16 protein-coding genes are annotated in these 17,099 nt (G+C 70.6%); 5 read left to right on the plus strand and 11 right to left on the minus strand.

Features of this window, described 5'->3' with window-relative positions; translation table 11 throughout:
• Nucleotides 1–53 precede the first annotated feature (53 nt).
• Entirely contained in the window at nt 54–740 is a 687-nt protein-coding gene (locus TR33_RS13145) for a potassium channel family protein (RefSeq protein WP_042283334.1), read from the plus strand.
• Between the two features lies 1 nt (nt 741).
• On the plus strand, nt 742–1,434 hold the full coding sequence (locus tag TR33_RS13150; protein ID WP_014912048.1) for a potassium channel family protein: 693 nt from the start codon (nt 742–744) through the stop codon (nt 1,432–1,434).
• A gap of 7 nt (nt 1,435–1,441) precedes the next feature.
• On the opposite strand, the gene TR33_RS13155 is transcribed toward TR33_RS13150, so the two are convergent.
• Entirely contained in the window at nt 1,442–2,206 is a 765-nt protein-coding gene (locus TR33_RS13155; RefSeq protein ID WP_017535344.1) for a DUF3159 domain-containing protein, read from the minus strand.
• A 262-nt stretch (nt 2,207–2,468) separates the two neighbouring features.
• On the opposite strand from TR33_RS13155, the gene TR33_RS13160 reads away from it, so the two are divergent.
• The gene (locus TR33_RS13160; protein WP_042283337.1) at nt 2,469–3,581 is read left to right on the plus strand and encodes a serpin family protein; all 1,113 of its coding nucleotides are present in this window, start codon (nt 2,469–2,471) and stop codon (nt 3,579–3,581) included.
• 40 nt (nt 3,582–3,621) lie between these two features.
• Here the strand turns inward: TR33_RS13160 and TR33_RS13165 are convergent, their stop codons facing one another.
• The 5 genes from TR33_RS13165 to valS form a co-directional block, all read right to left on the minus strand.
• The gene (locus TR33_RS13165; RefSeq protein ID WP_042283339.1) at nt 3,622–4,338 is read right to left on the minus strand and encodes an alpha/beta hydrolase; all 717 of its coding nucleotides are present in this window, start codon (nt 4,336–4,338) and stop codon (nt 3,622–3,624) included.
• A gap of 89 nt (nt 4,339–4,427) precedes the next feature.
• Nucleotides 4,428–5,168 carry a PIG-L deacetylase family protein gene (locus TR33_RS13170; protein ID WP_026125137.1) on the minus strand — a complete coding sequence of 247 codons (741 nt, stop codon included), beginning with the start codon at nt 5,166–5,168 and terminating at the stop codon, nt 4,428–4,430.
• A 62-nt stretch (nt 5,169–5,230) separates the two neighbouring features.
• Entirely contained in the window at nt 5,231–6,064 is an 834-nt protein-coding gene (locus TR33_RS13175) for a DUF3710 domain-containing protein (RefSeq protein WP_014910394.1), read from the minus strand.
• A gap of 59 nt (nt 6,065–6,123) precedes the next feature.
• Complete coding sequence (gene dut, locus TR33_RS13180; protein WP_026125138.1) at nt 6,124–6,600, minus strand: dUTP diphosphatase; 477 nt, start codon at nt 6,598–6,600, stop codon at nt 6,124–6,126.
• Nucleotides 6,601–6,780: 180 nt separating this feature from the next.
• Nucleotides 6,781–9,369 carry a valine--tRNA ligase gene (valS, locus tag TR33_RS13185; RefSeq protein WP_042283342.1) on the minus strand — a complete coding sequence of 863 codons (2,589 nt, stop codon included), beginning with the start codon at nt 9,367–9,369 and terminating at the stop codon, nt 6,781–6,783.
• 206 nt (nt 9,370–9,575) lie between these two features.
• On the opposite strand from valS, the gene TR33_RS13190 reads away from it, so the two are divergent.
• Nucleotides 9,576–9,851 (plus strand): DUF4235 domain-containing protein, encoded by a 276-nt coding sequence (locus TR33_RS13190; protein WP_014912301.1) that lies wholly within the window; start codon nt 9,576–9,578, stop codon nt 9,849–9,851.
• Nucleotides 9,852–10,194: 343 nt separating this feature from the next.
• On the opposite strand, the gene TR33_RS13195 is transcribed toward TR33_RS13190, so the two are convergent.
• The 3 genes from TR33_RS13195 to TR33_RS13205 all read right to left on the minus strand — a co-directional run bounded on the left by TR33_RS13195 (nt 10,195) and on the right by TR33_RS13205 (nt 12,921).
• Nucleotides 10,195–10,491, minus strand: a complete 297-nt coding sequence (locus TR33_RS13195) for a DUF4193 domain-containing protein (RefSeq protein ID WP_013153901.1) — start codon at nt 10,489–10,491, stop codon at nt 10,195–10,197.
• Nucleotides 10,492–11,011: 520 nt separating this feature from the next.
• On the minus strand, nt 11,012–12,271 hold the full coding sequence (locus TR33_RS13200) for a sensor histidine kinase (RefSeq protein WP_026125139.1): 1,260 nt from the start codon (nt 12,269–12,271) through the stop codon (nt 11,012–11,014).
• Nucleotides 12,268–12,921: a response regulator transcription factor gene (locus tag TR33_RS13205; protein ID WP_014909606.1), complete on the minus strand. Its 654-nt coding sequence runs from the start codon at nt 12,919–12,921 to the stop codon at nt 12,268–12,270. The genes TR33_RS13200 and TR33_RS13205 overlap by 4 nt, the downstream gene beginning before the upstream one ends.
• A gap of 652 nt (nt 12,922–13,573) precedes the next feature.
• Here TR33_RS13205 and TR33_RS26890 point away from each other — a divergent pair.
• Nucleotides 13,574–13,738, plus strand: coding sequence for a hypothetical protein (locus TR33_RS26890; protein ID WP_014912018.1), 165 nt, complete (start codon nt 13,574–13,576; stop codon nt 13,736–13,738).
• A gap of 153 nt (nt 13,739–13,891) precedes the next feature.
• On the opposite strand, the gene TR33_RS13210 is transcribed toward TR33_RS26890, so the two are convergent.
• Nucleotides 13,892–14,704 carry an inositol monophosphatase family protein gene (locus TR33_RS13210; RefSeq protein ID WP_042283347.1) on the minus strand — a complete coding sequence of 271 codons (813 nt, stop codon included), beginning with the start codon at nt 14,702–14,704 and terminating at the stop codon, nt 13,892–13,894.
• A gap of 153 nt (nt 14,705–14,857) precedes the next feature.
• Nucleotides 14,858–16,900: a S9 family peptidase gene (locus tag TR33_RS13215; RefSeq protein WP_042283350.1), complete on the minus strand. Its 2,043-nt coding sequence runs from the start codon at nt 16,898–16,900 to the stop codon at nt 14,858–14,860.
• Nucleotides 16,901–17,099: the final 199 nt, after the last annotated feature.

The following is a 17,099-nucleotide window of genomic DNA, read 5'->3' on the forward strand; positions in this document are numbered from 1 at the left end:
GGGCCACGGGACACGATCCGTGCGCCCCGAGGTGGACGGGGAGTGCTGACGACGTGCACATCGTGATCATGGGGTGCGGCCGGGTGGGTTCCACCCTGGCGCACACGCTCGTGGACCTGGGGCACAGCGTGGCGGTGATCGACCAGGATCCCGACGCGTTCCGCCGGCTGCGCGGTTCGGTGGCCAAACACGCCGTTCGCGGTGTGGGCCACGATCGCGAGGTCCTGCTCTCGGCCGGGGTGGACCGGGCGTCCGCCTTCGCCGCGGTCAGCAACGGCGACAACTCCAACATCATCTCGGCGCGGGTGGCGCGCGAGGCGTTCGGGGTCCAGAACGTGGTGGCCCGTATCTACGACCCCCGCCGGGCCGAGGTCTACCAGCGGCTGGGCATCCCGACCGTGGCGACGGTGAGCTGGACCTCCGACGCGATCCTGCGTCGGATGATCCCGGGCGACGGGCGTCTGGACACGGCCCCCGAGTGGCAGGACGCCTCGGGCAGTCTGAGCATGCGCGCCTTCCCGCTGACCGAGGCGTGGTCCGGTGTGACCGTCGCCGAGCTGGAGGAGCGGGTCCCGTTGCGGCCCGTCTACCTGGTCCGTGGGGGACGGATCGTGCTGGCCGCTCCGGGGGAACCGCTCGCCGAGGGCGATGTTCTGCACGCGGTGGCGCACGGTCGGGACATGGCCGATCTGGCCGAGCGGCTGGAGGGGCCGCGCGAGGACGAGACGGGGCGTGGGTGAGATGCGGATCGCCATCGCGGGCGCGGGAAGCGTGGGTCGTTCGATCGCCACGGAGTTGGCGGGCAGCGGCCACGACGTGCTGTTGATCGATCGGGACACCAAGGCGATCGGGGTCGACGACCTGCCTCAGGTGGAGTGGCTGCTGGCGGACGCCTGCGAGCTGGCCACCCTGGAGGACGCCCGGCTGGGCGACTTCGACGTGGTGATCGCCGCCGGCAGCGACGACAAGGTGAACCTCGTGGTCTCGCTGCTGGCCAAGAAGGAGTTCGGGGTGGAACGGGTGATCGCCCGTATCAACGACCCGGACAACGAGTGGCTGTTCGACGACTCCTGGGGCGTGGATCTGGCGGTCTCGCCGCCCCGTCTGATCGCCGACCTCGTGGAGGGGATCCCCGAGGAGGAGTACGCCGAGGAGGGCATGCCTCCCCCGCTGCCCGGAGCGGAGATCGCCGAGTCCGTGCTGCACGCGGGGAGCCCGTTCGTGGACAGGCGGGAGGGCGAGTTGATCGCCGCGCTGCCCGAGGGTGTGGCGCTGGTGGCGATCCTGGGTTCGGGAGGGGTGTGCCCGCCCGACCCGGAGCGGACGTTGACGGCGGGCGACACCATGGTGTTCCTGGCCGAGACGGACGTGTTGGGCACTTTGGAGGAGGTCCTGGGACCGGTCGACGAGTCGGACCCGGCCTCCCTGGACTGAGTCTCCCCTAGTCGGTCTCGGGATCGCGGGCGACGGTCCCCGTCTCTTCGCGCTTCTCCTCCGCCAGCGGGGTACGGCCCCTGGCCAGCACCCACACCATGCCCGCGAAGGCGGCGACCTGGAGCGGCCAGCCCATGGCCACCTTGGACAGGCCCAGCAGGGCGAAGGCGTCGAACCAGCCGTTGCTGTCGGCGAGCCAGAGCGGGTACTGCACCAGGACCCGGATCACACAGGGCAGGACCAGCAGCCAGGTGAGCCGGGAGGCCAGCTTGACCACGGCCGGGTTGGCCCGCCAGGAGGTGAAGTCCTCCTTGTTGCCGATGAACGGGCCGATCATCAGGCCGATGGCGGGCCAGCGCACCAGGACCGACAGGCTCAACACCACCGCGTAGACGGCGTTGTAGATGATGCCGGGCAGGAAGGCGTCGGAGGCGTTGCCGCTGCGCATGGCGAAGAGCGCGGCGATGCCGATGCCGAACAGGCTGGTGACGACGTACTGCACCGAGGAGCGTTGGAGGAGCCGGACCACGCCCAGCAGCAGGGCCGCGCCCACACCGAGCATGATCGACAGCTTCAGCTCGGAGAGGACGATGTAGGAGATCGTGAAGGCCAGGGTGGGGATGGCCGCCTCGACCATGCCGCGCTTACCGCCCAGCGCCTCGGCGAGTTTGGCCCTGACCAGCGCTTCGACCGTGCCCTCGGTGACGACGGTGGACCGTTCCCGATCATCGACCCGGTCCGTCTCGCCCGAGGCCCTCTGCTGCTCAGTCACATCCCGCTCCCGCTCCGGTCTCGCTGTATGGGGTCCGACGGCCGCCGGTCATGATGCACCACCCTATGCCAACCGTCACAGGCCGATCCCCCCTTCCGGCCTCCGAGAACCGGGTACCGGACGTACTCGTCCGCTTTCGCCCCGCCTTGTCGCGTGCGGCTTCTCACGTCCTCGCCACCGTCGTCGGCGACGCCCGATCCCTGGCGTCGACCGGTCCCCTTCCGTACCCTGGCGGCCCACCCGCTTCGACGAGGAGGACCGCTTGAGCGCCACCGGAGGAGACCGACCGCCCAACGAGGACCACGCCCGTTTCGCCTCGGCCCTGGAACGCCTGTTGTCGGCGAAGGACCGTTCCCACGTCTGGTCGCCGTACTCGGTCGGCTCGGTCCTGGCCCTTCTTGCCGAGGGGGCCGCCGGACGGACCCGTGAGGAGCTGGCGGCCCTGCTCGCCCCGGTCGGAGGCGACCCCTCCGCCCACCTGGCGGCCCTGGACGCGGCCGTCGAGTCGGCCGACGGCCTGGACCTGGCCGTGCTCAACGGTCTGTACGTGCCCGACGACCTGCGACCTTACCCCGGGTTCGAAAAGGCCGTCCGGGCCCGGGCGGGCGCGGAGGTGGAACGGGTCGACTTCCGCGGCGCCTCGGAGGAGGTCCGCCGGTCGATCAACGGGCGGGTCTCGGAGGTCACCCGAGGGATCATCGACGAGCTCCTCGCACCGGGCACCGTCCACCCCGACGTTCGGATGATGCTGGTCAACGCCCTGTGGGTGAAGATGGTCTGGCGTGACCCCTTCGAGGTGGGGCTGACCGGGCAGCGTCGATTCCACACCCCACGAGGGGCGCGCAAGGTCCCCACCATGCACCGTTCCGGTCGTATGCCCTACGCCGAGCGGGACGGATGGCGGATGGTGAGCCTGGCGGGCGAGTACGGCCTCGCCCTGGACGTGTTCCTCGGCGAGGGCGATACCCCACCGGACCACCGCACGTCGCGCGCGTTGTACGAGGCCCTGCGCCCGGAGCGGGTCGACCTGGCCCTGCCCAGGTTCGCGGTCGAGAGCGACCTGTCCCTGCTCGAACCGTTGGCCGACGACTCGATCGGGGTGCGGACCCTGGCCACCGACGAGGCCGACTTCTCCGGGATCGCCGACGCGCGACTCAAGGTGGACGCCATCGTCCACCAGTCGGTCCTTCGCGTGGACGAGCGGGGCGCCGAGGGTGCGGCCGCCACCGCGGCCGTGATGTTGACGGCGGCGCTGCCGACCAAGGCGAAGCGGTTCGTGGTGGATCGGCCGTTCGGTTTCGCCCTGCGCCGAGGCGAGGCCGTCCTGTTCACCGGAAGGGTGGTCGATCCGGTCGATCCCGGCCCCGCCTCCTGAACCGTCCCGCCCCTCCCCCGTCGGTCCTCTCCGCCCAGGCTCAGGGGACGAGGAAGTCCGCCGTCGTCGAGGCCAGGGTCATTCTGGCCTCCTCGTCGGTGATCTCCGGCCGACCGTCCCCCGGCTGGTCGCCGTAGGCGCCGAACTGGGCGTGGTTCATGCCCTCCACGGTCATCGTGACGGCCGAGTCCGGCAGGGCGGGCCGGTGCCCCTCGACCTCGTCGGGGGACAGGAGCCCGTCCCGTCCGCCGGCGACGGAGAGCACCCTCAGGTCGTCGCGGTCGGACAGCTCCGCGGACTCCGTCGCGTAGGAGGCCCACAGCACCAGTCCGGCCCAGTCGACGTCGGTGTCGTCGGCCAGATGGCGGGCGGCGAAGGCCCCTCCCATCGAGTGCCCGCCCAGATACCAGGTCTCCACGTCGGGGGCCAGACCCACCACGCTCTCGGCCCGGGCCCGGTCGAGCAGGGCCAGGTTGAGTCTCAGATCGGGCACGATCACCGTCACCCCGGTGGCCTCCACCACCGGGGCCCAGGAGGCCACGTAGGCGTCGGCCTCTACCCGGGCGCCCGGGTAGAAGACCACCCCGACCCCCGAGGGGTCGCCCGCGGGGGCGATCGTCACCGCCTCCTCGCCCCGGGTCACGTCGACGTTCGGCAGGGCCGTGGCCCGTTCGAGGGGCCCGGGTTCGGCCCGGTGCGGATCGAGCGCCCAGGCCAGGAAGAGGAAGACCCCCGTCGCCACCAGGACGAACAGCACCGCAGCCGCCCATACGAGGGGCCGGGGCCCACGTGACCGCGCCCCTCCACCTTCGCTCATCGTCCCCTCATATCCCTTCCGTGTATCCGTCAGACCTCGAAGACCTCGAACGAGGTGGCCAGCGGGACCCCGGCCCGTTCACCGGCCAGAACCGCCGCCTCGCGCAGGAAGGTCCGCTGATCGAACCCCTCCAACGCCGCCAGGTACACCTCGTGCGCGTCCAGGGAGGCGATGCCCGCGGCCAGGTCGTCCTCGCTCAACTCGACGAAGTGGGTGGGGTCCGGCGCCGCCCCGAAGGCCACCAGACGCACACCCGACCAGGGCTCGGTGCCGTCCACGAGCTGTTCGGGGAAGACCCACCGGTTGGCCGCGTCGCGGACCGCGTCCAGTAGGGCCGGTCCCAGGACCCGGTGGTCGGCGTGGTTGAAGCCGCCCCCGCCGTCGAAGTGCTCACGGAAGTTGATCGAGACGATCGCCTCGGGCCGGTACCGTCTGATCGCCTCCGCCAGGGCTCTGCGCAGCGGCAGCCCGTACTCCAGCATGCCGTCGGGGAAGTCCAGGAACTCCACCTCCGTCGCCCCGACTGCCGCGGCCGAGGCCCGCTGTTCGGCCATGCGCACCGGCGCGCAGGAGCGGGGATCCATCGTGTCGATCCCGGCCTCGCCCTTGGTCACCAGGAGTTCGACCACCTGCTTGCCCTGCGAGGTCCACCGGTGGATCGCCGAGGAGGCACCGAACTCCAGGTCGTCGGGGTGGGCCACCACCGCCAGGAGACGGTCCCAGTCCTCCGGGAGCCGTCCGGGGGCGCCGTTCTCTCTCATCTGTGCCATGCAGGACACATTACGGAACGGAGCGCCCCCGGGCACGTTGTCCACAGGGACGTTCTCCTCGGTCAGACGGGTGTGGCCCCACCGGTGTCCGGGCCGGAACCGTTGGGCGAACTCCCCGCGTTGCCACGCTGGGCCGCCTGCTGTGCGGCCCGCTGCTTGGCCGCGGCCGCCATCTGTTCCTGGACCTGCTTGGGCACGGTGATGGGCAGCAGCTCGTTGGGGGGCACCGGCTGGTCGCCGCGCACCACCACGATGCCGGCGAAGATCCGCTCCACCTCCGACATCATCTCGGGCTTGGTGGCGCCCTCGCCCCGGATGACGCCGCGCAGCACCCAACGAGGGCCGTCCACGCCGATGAAGCGCACCCGCTGTCCGAGCTGTCGACCGTCCTCGGTCTTCTTCCCCTTGATGGGGATGACCGCCTGGAGTTCGGGGCCGAAGGTGCCGTCGTGGTCCTCGACGCGTCCGCCCTGACCGGTGACCTGAGTGCGCAGTTCCTCGCGCATCTCGCCCCACAGGCCGGAGGACTTGGGCGCGGCGAAGGGCTGGACCTGGAGGGCGGTCTTGCCGCGCACCAGGGTCACGCCGATGATCTTCTGCTTGCCCTGGCCGTCCTGGGCGACGTTCACCTGGATCTCGGTGCCCTGTTCCATCGGCAGCAGCATGCTGCCCAGGTCCATCCGCTTGATGTCGGGAGCGTCCTCGGTCGAGTCCCAGGGACCGGTGGGACGGTACCGGTCCTCGTCCTTGACGGGCTGACCCGAAGGACGCTCCGGTTCCACCTCGTTGTCGAACGAGACGGCCCCGGCGGCGCCGTGGCGCTCCTTGGAACCGGACTGCTCCCGCCCGGCTCTCTCGGTCTCTTCGTCCCGCTTCTTACGGCGGCGTCCAAACACGCCTTCACCTCTCCGCTTCTTCATGGGTCCCGGGATCACACCGGGGTGTCGGGGGACGGTCACCGCAGCGCGGCGTGGCCCCCGGTCGAACCGAAACCGCCCGATCCCCGCGCCGAGTCCGGCAAGGTGTCGGCCTCGACGAACTCGGCCCGCTCCACACGCTGGATCACCAGCTGGGCGATCCGGTCACCGCGCGACAGCTCCACGGGGGTGCGGGGGTCGGTGTTGAGCAGGGTCACCCTGATCTCGCCCCGGTATCCGGCGTCGACGGTGCCGGGGGCGTTGACGATCGTCAGACCGCTGCGCGCGGCCAGACCCGAACGGGGGTGCACGAAGGCCGCGTACCCCTCGGGCAGGGCGATCGCCAGTCCGGTGGGGACGGTCTCCCGCTCCCCCGGTTCGAGGACGACGTCGACGGCGGTGTACAGGTCCGCTCCCGCGTCGCCCGGGTGGGCGTAGGCGGGCAGCGGGAGGCCGGGGTCCAGGCGACGGACCGTGATCGACACGCGGGTGCCTTCCAGGGATGAGGTACTCACATTCGCCGAGCCTATCGCTCCCGGAACGCTGCCCGGGTGTCCAGCGTGCCGTAACGACTCCTCGCGGAGGTCATGTGGGCGACGGACCGATGAACGATCCCGTACCGACGAGGGCGGGGCGGCTCCGGACCGATGTGGTCCGGAACCGCCCCGCCCGACGTGGTGCGTTCGTTTCGCCCGTTACCCGGCGGCCCCGTCCTCCTCGGCGGGGGGCAGGGTCACCTCGACGGAGAGCTCGCCCTCGTCGGTGGCCCGGAAGTCGATCCCGGCGGCGCGACCGGCCGCGGCGATGTCGCCGGCCGCGGCACGGGCCGACTCGGCCCGCTTGCCGGAGACCACGACGTGCTCGACCTCGGCGCGCATGGACAGCTTGGCCTCGGACTTGGCCTTGCGCACGGCGCGCAGGACCTCGGCGGTGGCGGCCAGGACGGCCGGGTCGCCGTCGGCCGCGACCGCGCGGTACTCGGCCGCGGACGGCCAGGGGCCGGCGTGCACCGAGCCGTCCTGCCACCAGCTCCAGACCTCTTCGGTGACGAAGGGCAGGAAGGGGGCGAACAGCTTGTGCAGCGCGCCCAGGGCGATGAGCAGGGCGGCGCGGGCCGAGGCGCCCTCGGCGGACTCGGTGTCGTAGGCGCGGGCCTTGACCAGCTCCAGGTAGTCGTCGCAGAAGTCCCAGAAGAAGCGCTCGGTGCGCTCCAGGGCCCGGGTGTGGTCGTAGGCGACGAACGCGGCCGTGGCCTCCTCGACCACGTCGGCCAGGGCGGCCAGCATGGCCCGGTCCAGGGGCTCGGTCACCAGGGAGGCGTCGGTGTCGGCGTTCTCACCGGCCACGGACATGACGAACTTGCTGGCGTTGAGGATCTTGATGGACAGCCGGCGGCCGATCTTCATCTGCCCCTCGTCCATGGCGGTGTCGGTGCCCAGACGGCCGCTGGCCGCCCAGTACCGGACCGCGTCGGAGCTGTACTTCTCCAGCAGGGCGACCGGGGTGACGACGTTGCCCTTGGACTTGGACATCTTCTTGCGGTCCGGGTCCAGGATCCATCCGGAGATGCCGGTGGTGCTCCAGGGCAGGGTGCCGTTCTCGAAGTGGGCGCGGACCACGGTGGAGAACAGCCAGGTGCGGATGATGTCCTGGCCCTGGGGGCGGAAGTCCATCGGGAAGACCCGCTCGAACAGGTCCTGGTCGCGTTCCCAGCCGGAGGCGATCTGCGGCGACAGCGAGGAGGTCGCCCAGGTGTCCATGACGTCGGGGTCGCCCATGAAGCCGTTCGCGCGACCGCGCTGGTCCTCGGTGTAGCCCTCCGGGACCTGGGAGCTGGGGTCGATGGGCAGCTGGGCCTCGGTGGGCAGCAGCGGCTCGTCGTAGCGCGGGTTGCCGTCGGCGTCCAGCGGATACCAGACCGGGAAGGGGACGCCGAAGAAGCGCTGGCGGCTGATCAGCCAGTCTCCGTTGAGGCCCTCGACCCAGTTCTCGTAGCGCTGACGCATGTGCTCGGGGTACCAGGTGAGCTCACGGCCGCGCTGGAGGAGCTGAGCCCGGATGTCCTCGTCCCGGCCGCCGTTGCGGATGTACCACTGGCGGGTGGTGACGATCTCGAGGGGCTTGTCGCCCTTCTCGTAGAACTTCACCGGGTGGGTGATGGGCTTGGGGTCGCCGACCAGGTCACCGCTCTCTCGCAGCAGCCCGACGGTGCGCTCGCGCGCGGTGTGGACCGTGGCGCCGACCAGCGTGGCGTAGGCCTCGCGGCCGGCCTCGGAGTCGATGCCCTTGGGCGGGTCGGCGATGATCCGACCGTCCCAGCCGATGATGGGGCGGGTCTCCAGCTGGAGCTCGCGCCACCAGGTGACGTCGGTGGTGTCACCGAAGGTGCAGATCATGGCGATGCCGGACCCCTTCTCGGGGTCGGCGAGCCGGTGCGCCTTGACGGGGACCTCGACGCCGAAGACCGGGGTGGTCACGGTGGTGCCGAACAGGTCCCGGTAGCGCTCGTCGTCGGGGTGGGCGACCAGGGCGACACAGGCCGCGAGCAGCTCGGGGCGGGTGGTCTCGATGTGGACCGGGGTGCCGTCGGGCTTGTGGAAGGCGATCTTGTGGTAGGCGCTGGGACGCTCGCGGTCCTCCAGCTCGGCCTGGGCGACGGCGGTGCGGAAGGTGACGTCCCACAGGGTGGGGGCCTCGGCCATGTAGGCCTCGCCGCGGGCCAGGTTGCGCAGGAAGGCGCGCTGGGCGGCCGCCCGGGAGTTGTCGTCGATGGTGGCGTAGGTGTGCCGCCAGTCGACGCTCAGGCCGAGCCGGCGCCAGATGCCCTCGAAGACCTTCTCGTCTTCGACGGTGAGCTCGTCGCACAGCTCGATGAAGTTGCGACGGGAGATGGGGATCTGTCGCTTGGCGTCGGGCTTCTCCGGCGGGCGGAAGTCCGGGTCGTAGGGGATCGACGGGTCGCAGCGCACGCCGTAGTAGTTCTGGACGCGGCGTTCGGTGGGCAGACCGTTGTCGTCCCACCCCATCGGGTAGAAGACGGCCTTGCCGTTCATGCGCTGGAAGCGCGCGACGGTGTCGGTGTGCGTGTAGGAGAACACGTGCCCGATGTGCAGCGAGCCGGAGACGGTGGGCGGCGGGGTGTCGATCGAGTAGACGTCCTCGCGGCCGCGGGTGCGGTCGAAGTGGTAGACGCCGGACTCATCCCATACGTCCACCCACTTCGCCTCGATACCGTCCAGCGAAGGCTTGTCGGGCATGCGGAAGGAATGAGAGCGGTTGGCCATGAGGGCAATGTTAGTGCTCTCGGAGCCATGGTCGCTCCCGCTTTCCGGCACCGTGACCGGGGTCGGGAGGCGGTCGCCGCCTTCGGCGGGGACACCCCGTCGCGCGGGCGCTGCGCGGGACCGGCCCGGCGTGACAGTATTCCTCACGCAGACGGTGCGTATCGGCACGCACCATCGTACGCACAAGGGAACGGTGAACGATTCACATGGCTAAGAAGGACGGTGAGGTCGGACCGGTCGTCCTCGGACTCGTCGCGGGCTTCGCGGCGGAGTTCGTCACGCGCAAGGCGCTGACCTTCGCCTGGACCCGCGCGACCGGTGAAGAGCCCCCGACGGACCTGGAATCGCCCGAGGTGAGCCTGGGGCGCGCCCTGAGCTGGGCCGTGGTCGCCGGTGTCGGGGTCGAGGTGGCCCGCGTGCTGGCCGTACGCGCCGCCCGCAAGCAGTTGACCGGGGGCGGTTCCCAGGAGAGCGGCTCGTGAGCCTGAACGCTCCCTCGTGACCCTCCCGGCGCGAACGGGTGGCGGTGGACGGCTCACCCCACCGGGGTCCTCCCGGTGTGGGGTCGGCCGTCCACCGCCCGCGGGTCCCTACGCCATCACCGTGCGAGCCCCCGTGAACGGTGGTGACGTCCTCATCGTGCGGCCGAGGGCGGATCCTCGAACGGCGGGCCCTCGGAAGTTCGGACTCGGCGTGCCCGGTAGGGGGACACGCCGGGTCTCGCCGCCCACCGGTCGATGATGTTCGAGGCCGCACCGGCCCCCGTCCCTGACCCCGTGACCGTCCTGGGACCGTCGGGGGTCGGGGATCCCGTATCCGCCCGTATCAGGCGCATTCCTTGCAGACGAGCTGTCCGGCGCGCTGCTCCGCGAGCTGACTGCGGTGGTGCACCAGGAAGCAGCGCGAACAGGTGAACTCGTCGGCCTGGCGGGGAAGCACACGGACCGCGAGCTCCTCGCCGGACAGGTCGGCACCGGGCAGTTCCATGCCCTCGGCCACCTCGTCGGGGTCGACGTCGATGGTGCCGGTGCCCTTGTCCACACGCCGCGCCTGCAGTTCCTGGAGGCTGTCCTCGTTGATGTCCTCGTCAGTCTTGCGCGGGCTGTCGTAGTCGGTGGCCATCTCTGCTAACTCCATCCCCCTCGTTTAGTGCCTCGTCGCGCGGGTGTAACGCTTGAGAGACCTTCGTTGTGCCCGATTCGGCCGATGAGTTATCCCGATGTTCGCGAACGGTGCCCCCTCCCGGGTCACTGTTCGCTGGTCGGTAGCACTTTCCTGGGAATGTGACCGAAGGCGGCCAAGGTTCCGTGGCCCCTCACGCGTCGTTCCTTCGTGTACTACCCAACGTCGGGCGTCTCCTAGACCTGAAAAACGCGTTCGCGCCCATATGCCGGATCGGTGTGAACACTCCCCCGGATATAAGCGAAAACCAAGACATGCCCACGTCAGGAGGGATTCCCTCCGTGTCCACGCCCGGGGAAGCATACCCACCCCGAGTCGAGCCCCGTGACAGGGGTGGGCGTGTCTTCGGACACGTATAAATACCACGAAGCGGAGTCGGACGCAGCTTGGAGACCCTTCGGGGTGCGAACGGGTCGTGGAAAGGGCGTCGGCGGACGTGGGGGCGGGGGAAGGACGGAGGTCAGCGACGCTCGTTCCCCTCGCCGCCCGGACCGGGCGCGGGCGGCAGACAGACGGTGATGACCAGACCGCCGCCGGCACGGGGCCAGGCGGTGACCACGCCCTCGTGCGCGCGGACCACCGAGCGCACGATCGACAGGCCCAGACCGGCGCTGCGCCCGGAGCCCACACGGTCCGCGGAACCCCGCCGGAACGGCTCGAAGAGCCCTTCGATCTCGTAGGCGGGGATCACCTTGCCCGAATTCTCCACCTGGACCGCCGGCATGCCCTCGTACATACCGCTGCGCACGGTGATCTCACCGTCGTCGACGTTGTACTTGAGGGCGTTCTCCACCAGATTGGCGACCAGGCGTTCCAGCAGGACCGGGTCTCCGACGACCGTCGCCGGGCGCAGGTCGCGCCGGATCGACAGACCGGAGCGGTCGAGGTCGCCGGAGAGCTGGCTGAGCACGGTCTCGGTGACCTCGCCCAGGTCGACGCGGGCCTTGACCTCCAGCTCGCGGTCGCTCTTGGCGAGGAAGAGCAGCCCCTCGATGAGGCGTTCGTGGCGGGCGTTGGTCTCCAGGAGGGTCTGGCCGACCGTCTTGAGGTCGGCCGACACGTCGGGCGCGCTCAGGGCCACCTCGAGCAGGGTGCGGTTGATCGCCAGGGGCGTGCGCAGCTCGTGGGAGGCGTTGGCGACGAAACGACGTTGTCCGTCGAAGGCGCGGTCCAGGCGTTCCAGCATGCCGTCGAAGGTGTCGGCGAGTTCGCGGATCTCGTCGTCGGGCCCGGACAGGGCGATGCGCTCGTGCAGGGAGCGTTCGGAGAGGCGACGGGCGATGCGGGTGATCTTCTGTAGGGGGGACAGGGCCCGCCCGGCGACCGCGTAGCCCAGGGCCACCGCCAGCAGCCCCACCAGGAACAGCGCCAGGAGCGAGAAGCGGGTGACGTGGGTGAGGACCTGCTCGATGTGGTGGCTGTGCTCGATCAGCTCGGCCAGGCTCTCCTCGGCGAGGAGGGCGTTGAGCAGAACCGCGACGACCAGGTAGTTGACCAGGACCAGCAGGGAGCCCGCCGCGAAGAAGAGCATCCCGTAGATGAGCGTGAGGCGGGCGCGCAGGCTGAGGTTGTCGGTGAAGCGGTGGACCGTGGCGTGGGCGGCGGAGCGCTCGGTCGTCTGACCACCGGGGGCCACGGAGTTCAGGCTCCGCCAGGTCCCCGTGTCACCGGGGCGGGTGGCCTCCACCTGCCCCGGTTCCGGACGCTCGCCCGGTCTCACAGCCGATACCCCGCGCCGGGGATCGTCTGGATGACCTGGGGGCCGCCGAGTTTCTTGCGCAGGGTCATGACGGTGACCCGTACGACGTTGGTGAACGGGTCGGCGTTCTCGTCCCAGGCCTTCTCCAGAAGGCCCTCGGCGCTGACCACGGTGCCCTGGGCGCGCATGAGCACCTGGAGGACCGCGAACTCCTTGGGCGTCAGCGAGATCTCGTTCCCGTCCCGGTACACCTGGTGGTTGGCCGGGTCCAGAGTGATGCCGTGACGTTCCAGGACCGGTGGCAGGGGCGGCGCGGAACGACGCCCGAGGGCGTGCACACGGGCGACCAGTTCGGGGAAGGCGAAGGGTTTGGCGAGGTAGTCGTCGGCGCCCAGGGTGAGCCCCTCGACCTTGTCCTGGACACCGTCGGAGGCGGTGAGCATCAGGATGCGGCCGTTGTAGCTCTCCTCGACCAGGGAGCGGGCGACGTCGTCGCCGTGGGTACCGGGCAGGTCGCGGTCGAGTACGACGACGTCGTACTCGTTGACCGCCGTGTACTCCAGGGCGGTGTCACCGTCGTAGACCACGTCCACCGCCATGGACTCCCGCCGCAGTCCGACCGCGACCGTGTCGGCCAGGACCCGTTCGTCTTCGACCACGAGTACGCGCAACGTTGTCCTTCTGGGGGGTTCGGCACATAGAACAAAAAAAGGGGGCCGCTGCCGGCGCATCCCCCAACACACCGGCAGCGGCGTTCTTGGTCCCGGCCGCGTCATCCGTTCTCCCACGGTCGGGGTAAGGACACGGTAAACCCGAAGGCCTTCATTCGCGTCCTCGCCCCCGTACGAGACGGGCGCTGGGCCGGGAGTCTCACGACCCCTGTTGTGTGCGGGGTGGCCGACGCCGACGAATCCCCCAACCGTCGGCGACGACTCAACCCCGCACATCTCAAATCTGACACATCAAGAATAAGAAACAAGTAAGCACAGGAGCCTCAGGGAAAATGTGTCGTGGGACACTCTTGCCCCACGCTTCACCTCTCTTCGCGGAGCGCCGCGTTCACCCGTGGCCTCGGCCCGCGCGAGGGGTCCGTGCTCCACTCCGGTCACGAAGGGATCACACGGGGGACCCGAGGTTTGACGCGCGTCACAGTGCGGTAGAGGTAGAAGGCACGCGTGGACACCGGATTCCGACTCCGGACCGCGACGAGCGTTCGTGTCACAAAGTCGTGACGTCTTCTTTCCGTGCCACGCGCAGGCGTGCGCACAACGATGTGCACCGAGGCATCGACATGCCCCGGCGCCGACCCCTGAAAGAGGTGCAATGGGCGAGTTCATGGCGGAGATCAAGGTCCGTATCAACGAGACCTACCGGTCGCTCCAGACGGCGAAGGCCGCCGGGGACGACTTCCTTGCCGAGACGCACGCGTCGGAGCTCGAGGATCTGTACCGCATCGCCGACCGCAACGGTATCGACGCCCGCTCCTAGGGCTCCGGCGTCGTCGTCTCCCCTCCTCGGGGCCGGCCACGACGGCGACGCGCACAGGGGCGGGCCCTCTCCGGACCCCGCCCACCCTTCCCCCGGTTCGACCCCGGGCACGGTGCACGTGCCCGGGGTTCGTCGTGTCGGGAGGCCTACGGGTCAGCCGTCGGTGTTGGCCCCCAGAGGCGTCACCAGACCGTCCAGCTCCTCGTAGAGGCCGGGACGGGCCACGATGACCAGGTCGTTCGAGGGCGGGCCGCCACGCGCCCCGCCCACCCGCAGACCGGCCTCGGAGGCGACCAGGCCCGGGGCGGCCCAGTCCCACAGGTGGAGTCCCCGCTCGTAGTAGGCGTTGTAACGACCCGTGGCCAGACCGGTGATGTCGACGGCGGCCGATCCGCCCCGCCGAATGTCGCGGATGTGCTCGATCACCCCGGTCAACACCTTGGCCTGCTGGAGTCGACGCTCGGGGAAGTACCCGAACCCGGTGGCGACCAGGGCCCGGTCCAGCGGCACCGTGTCGGGCGCGCGCAGGGTCCGCCCCTCCAGGCGCGCTCCCCCGCCCAGGACCGCCTCGAACATCCGGTGATGGGATGGCAGACAGACCGCGGAGGCCACGACCACGCCATCGATCTCCGCGGCGATCGCCACCCCCCAGTCGGGGCTTCCGTACAGGTAGTTGACGGTGCCGTCGATGGGGTCGACCACCCAACGCACCCCGCTGGTGCCCTCGACCCCGCCGTCCTCCTCGCCAAGGACCGCGTCGTCGGGACGGGCCGCGAGCAGGCGATCGCGGATGAGTCGTTCGGTGGCCCGATCCATCTCCGTGACGACGTCGGTGGGGCTGGACTTGGTGTCCAGGACGGTGATGCCCTCCTGCCCCTTGGCCGCGAACGCCCCGGCCTCGGCCGCCACCTCGACCGCCAGATCTCGCAGTTTCTCCCGGTCGTGGGTGGACTGGATGGTGGTCACTGCTGTCCTCTCCGCTCGTGGACGCCCGGACGGTCGTGCCCGGGCGGCTCTTCCCGCACCCTATGACCCGGGCCCCGCCCGGCCACGGGCGGACCTCGGACACGGGACGGGCCCCGACACACCCGGTATCGGGGCCCGTGGCCACGTGGTCGATCAGAGGAGTTCGGGCTTGGCCCACTCCTTGCCGTGGACGTGGTGGTCCAGGAAGGCGAAGATCGTCTCGTACCAGATCTTCGCGTTGCCCGGGGTCAGGATCCAGTGGTTCTCGTCCGGGAAGTAGAGGAACTTGGCGTCGACCTCGTGCAGGAGGAGGTCGCGCCACAACCGCAGCCCCTCGCCGATCGGCACCCGGTAGTCCTTGTCCCCGTGGATGACGAGCATGGGCGTCCGGATCCGGTCGGCGCTCAGGTGCGGGGAGTTGAGACGGTAGCGCTCGGGCTGCGCCAGCGGGGTGCCGAACTCCCGCTCCCAGACCGGCGGGTAGTCGGTGGTGCCGCTGAACCCGTCCAGCTGCCACAGGGAGGCGTGGGAGACGATCGCCTTGAACCGGTCGGTGTGCCCGGCGATCCAGTTGGCCATGTAGCCGCCGAAGGAGCCGCCCATCATGGCGGTGCGCTCGGCGTCGATGTCGGGGCGCGCCACGGCCGCGTCGGTGATGGCCATGACGTCGGCGTGCGTGCGCGGACCCCACTTGCCCCAGGCGCGACGCAGCATGTCCTGACCGTAGCCGGTGGACAGGGCCGGGTCGGGGAGCAGGACGGCGTAGCCGCGCGCGGCCAGCAACCACGGGTTCCAGCGCCAGGTCCACCCGTTGAAGCTCATGTACGGGCCACCGTGGACCCAGAGCATGAGCGGGGCCGGCGACTCCTCGGAGGCCTCCTCGGGCAGCACCAGCCAGGAGCGGATCCGGGTGCCGTCGTCGGCGGTGGTCTCGATCTCGGTGAGGGTGCCCGGCATGCTCAGCTCGGAGCCGGGAGTGCGCAGCGGGGTGGGCTCGCCGTCCACGGCGTCGGCGTCCAGGCGCACCGGGGCGGGCGGGGCGTCCCAGGCGTCGCGCAGGGCGTAGACGTACCGGCCGTCGGGCGAGGGCGCCAGCCCGCTGTAGGCGCCGTGGTCGCCGGTGACCCGGGTGAGTTCACCGGTGGCGACGTCGACGCGGAAGACGGGGCGGCGACCGTTCTGGTCGGCGACGAGGAAGACCGTCGAGGAGTCGGCCGACCAGGCGTAGTCGCGCGGCCAGAGCTCGTGGTCGGCCAGCAGGTCGCGGCCGGCCCCGGTGGCCAGGTCGGTGAGCCACAGGGTGTGGTCGCGGGGTTCACCGTCGTAGGAGCCCTCGGAGCCCGCGTGGAGCAGTACCCGGGTGCCGTCCGGGGAGACCAGGGGGCCGCCGAACTCCAACTCCTCGTCGGGACCGCCCGCGATGGTGCGCCGTTCACCGGTGGCGGTGTCGATGGCGACGACCTCGTCGCGGTTACTGCCGCCGCCGGCGGGGACCGACCAGGAGGTGATCAGGGTGGAGCCGTCCGGGGTGAGGGCGGGAGAGGCGCCCAGAAGGGACAGACCGGCGTCGGGCGTCAGGTCGCGGGGGTCGCCGAGACGGGAGTCCTCGTCTCGGGGCGGTTCGGCCACGAACAGGCGGGGGTGGTCCGGGCCCACGTCGCTGTCCCAGGAGCGCACGGGCAGGGCCTCGTGCAGGATCGCGGTGACCCCGGCCTCCTTGCGGGCCTTGCGGGCCTCGGCGTCCTCCTCCTGGTCCTCCGAACGGGGCAGGACCCGGCCGGTGAAGGCCACCAGGCCGGACTCGCGGGCGACGGTGAAGGCGCCGACGCCACCATGGGTGGAGGCGATCTGGCGGGCCTCGCCGCCGTCGACGGGCAGCAGCCACAGAGCGGTGCCGGACTCGTCGGAGGACTCCGCCTCGGGGTCGGGCCGGCCGCTGACGAAGAGCAGCGAGCCGTCGGGCAGGAAGCCCGCTCCGGCCTCGCCCTTGGTGGAGCGGGTCAGCCTGCGGGGAGCGGTGCCGCCCTCGGTCTCGGGACGGGCGTCGATCTCCCACAGGGCGTTGCGGAAGGATCTGCCGTCGGGGGCCAGGTCGCTGACCGGGGCGACGAGGCGGGTGCCGTCCGGGGACAGGCTCAGCCCGTTGACACGCCGCAGTTGGACGTACTCCGACAGCTCATACCAAGAACGAACCAAGACAGACACTCCTGAACCGACGACTTGTGGTCGGAACCGACCCTATCGGCCGTCGGTGACGCCGGTCACCACCTTTTCCCCACCTCAGAGGGGATCAACACTGTTGACCTCGGCGTCTTTTCCGGCGAGAGGATCCGATCCTCTTCGGAGCGCCCGCGTGAGACCCGGGGCGGGCCGGAGGACCGGCCCGCCCGGAGCG

Origin of the sequence: Nocardiopsis alba, from assembly GCF_000710955.1 — a bacterium.
GTDB lineage: Bacteria > Actinomycetota > Actinomycetes > Streptosporangiales > Streptosporangiaceae > Nocardiopsis > Nocardiopsis alba.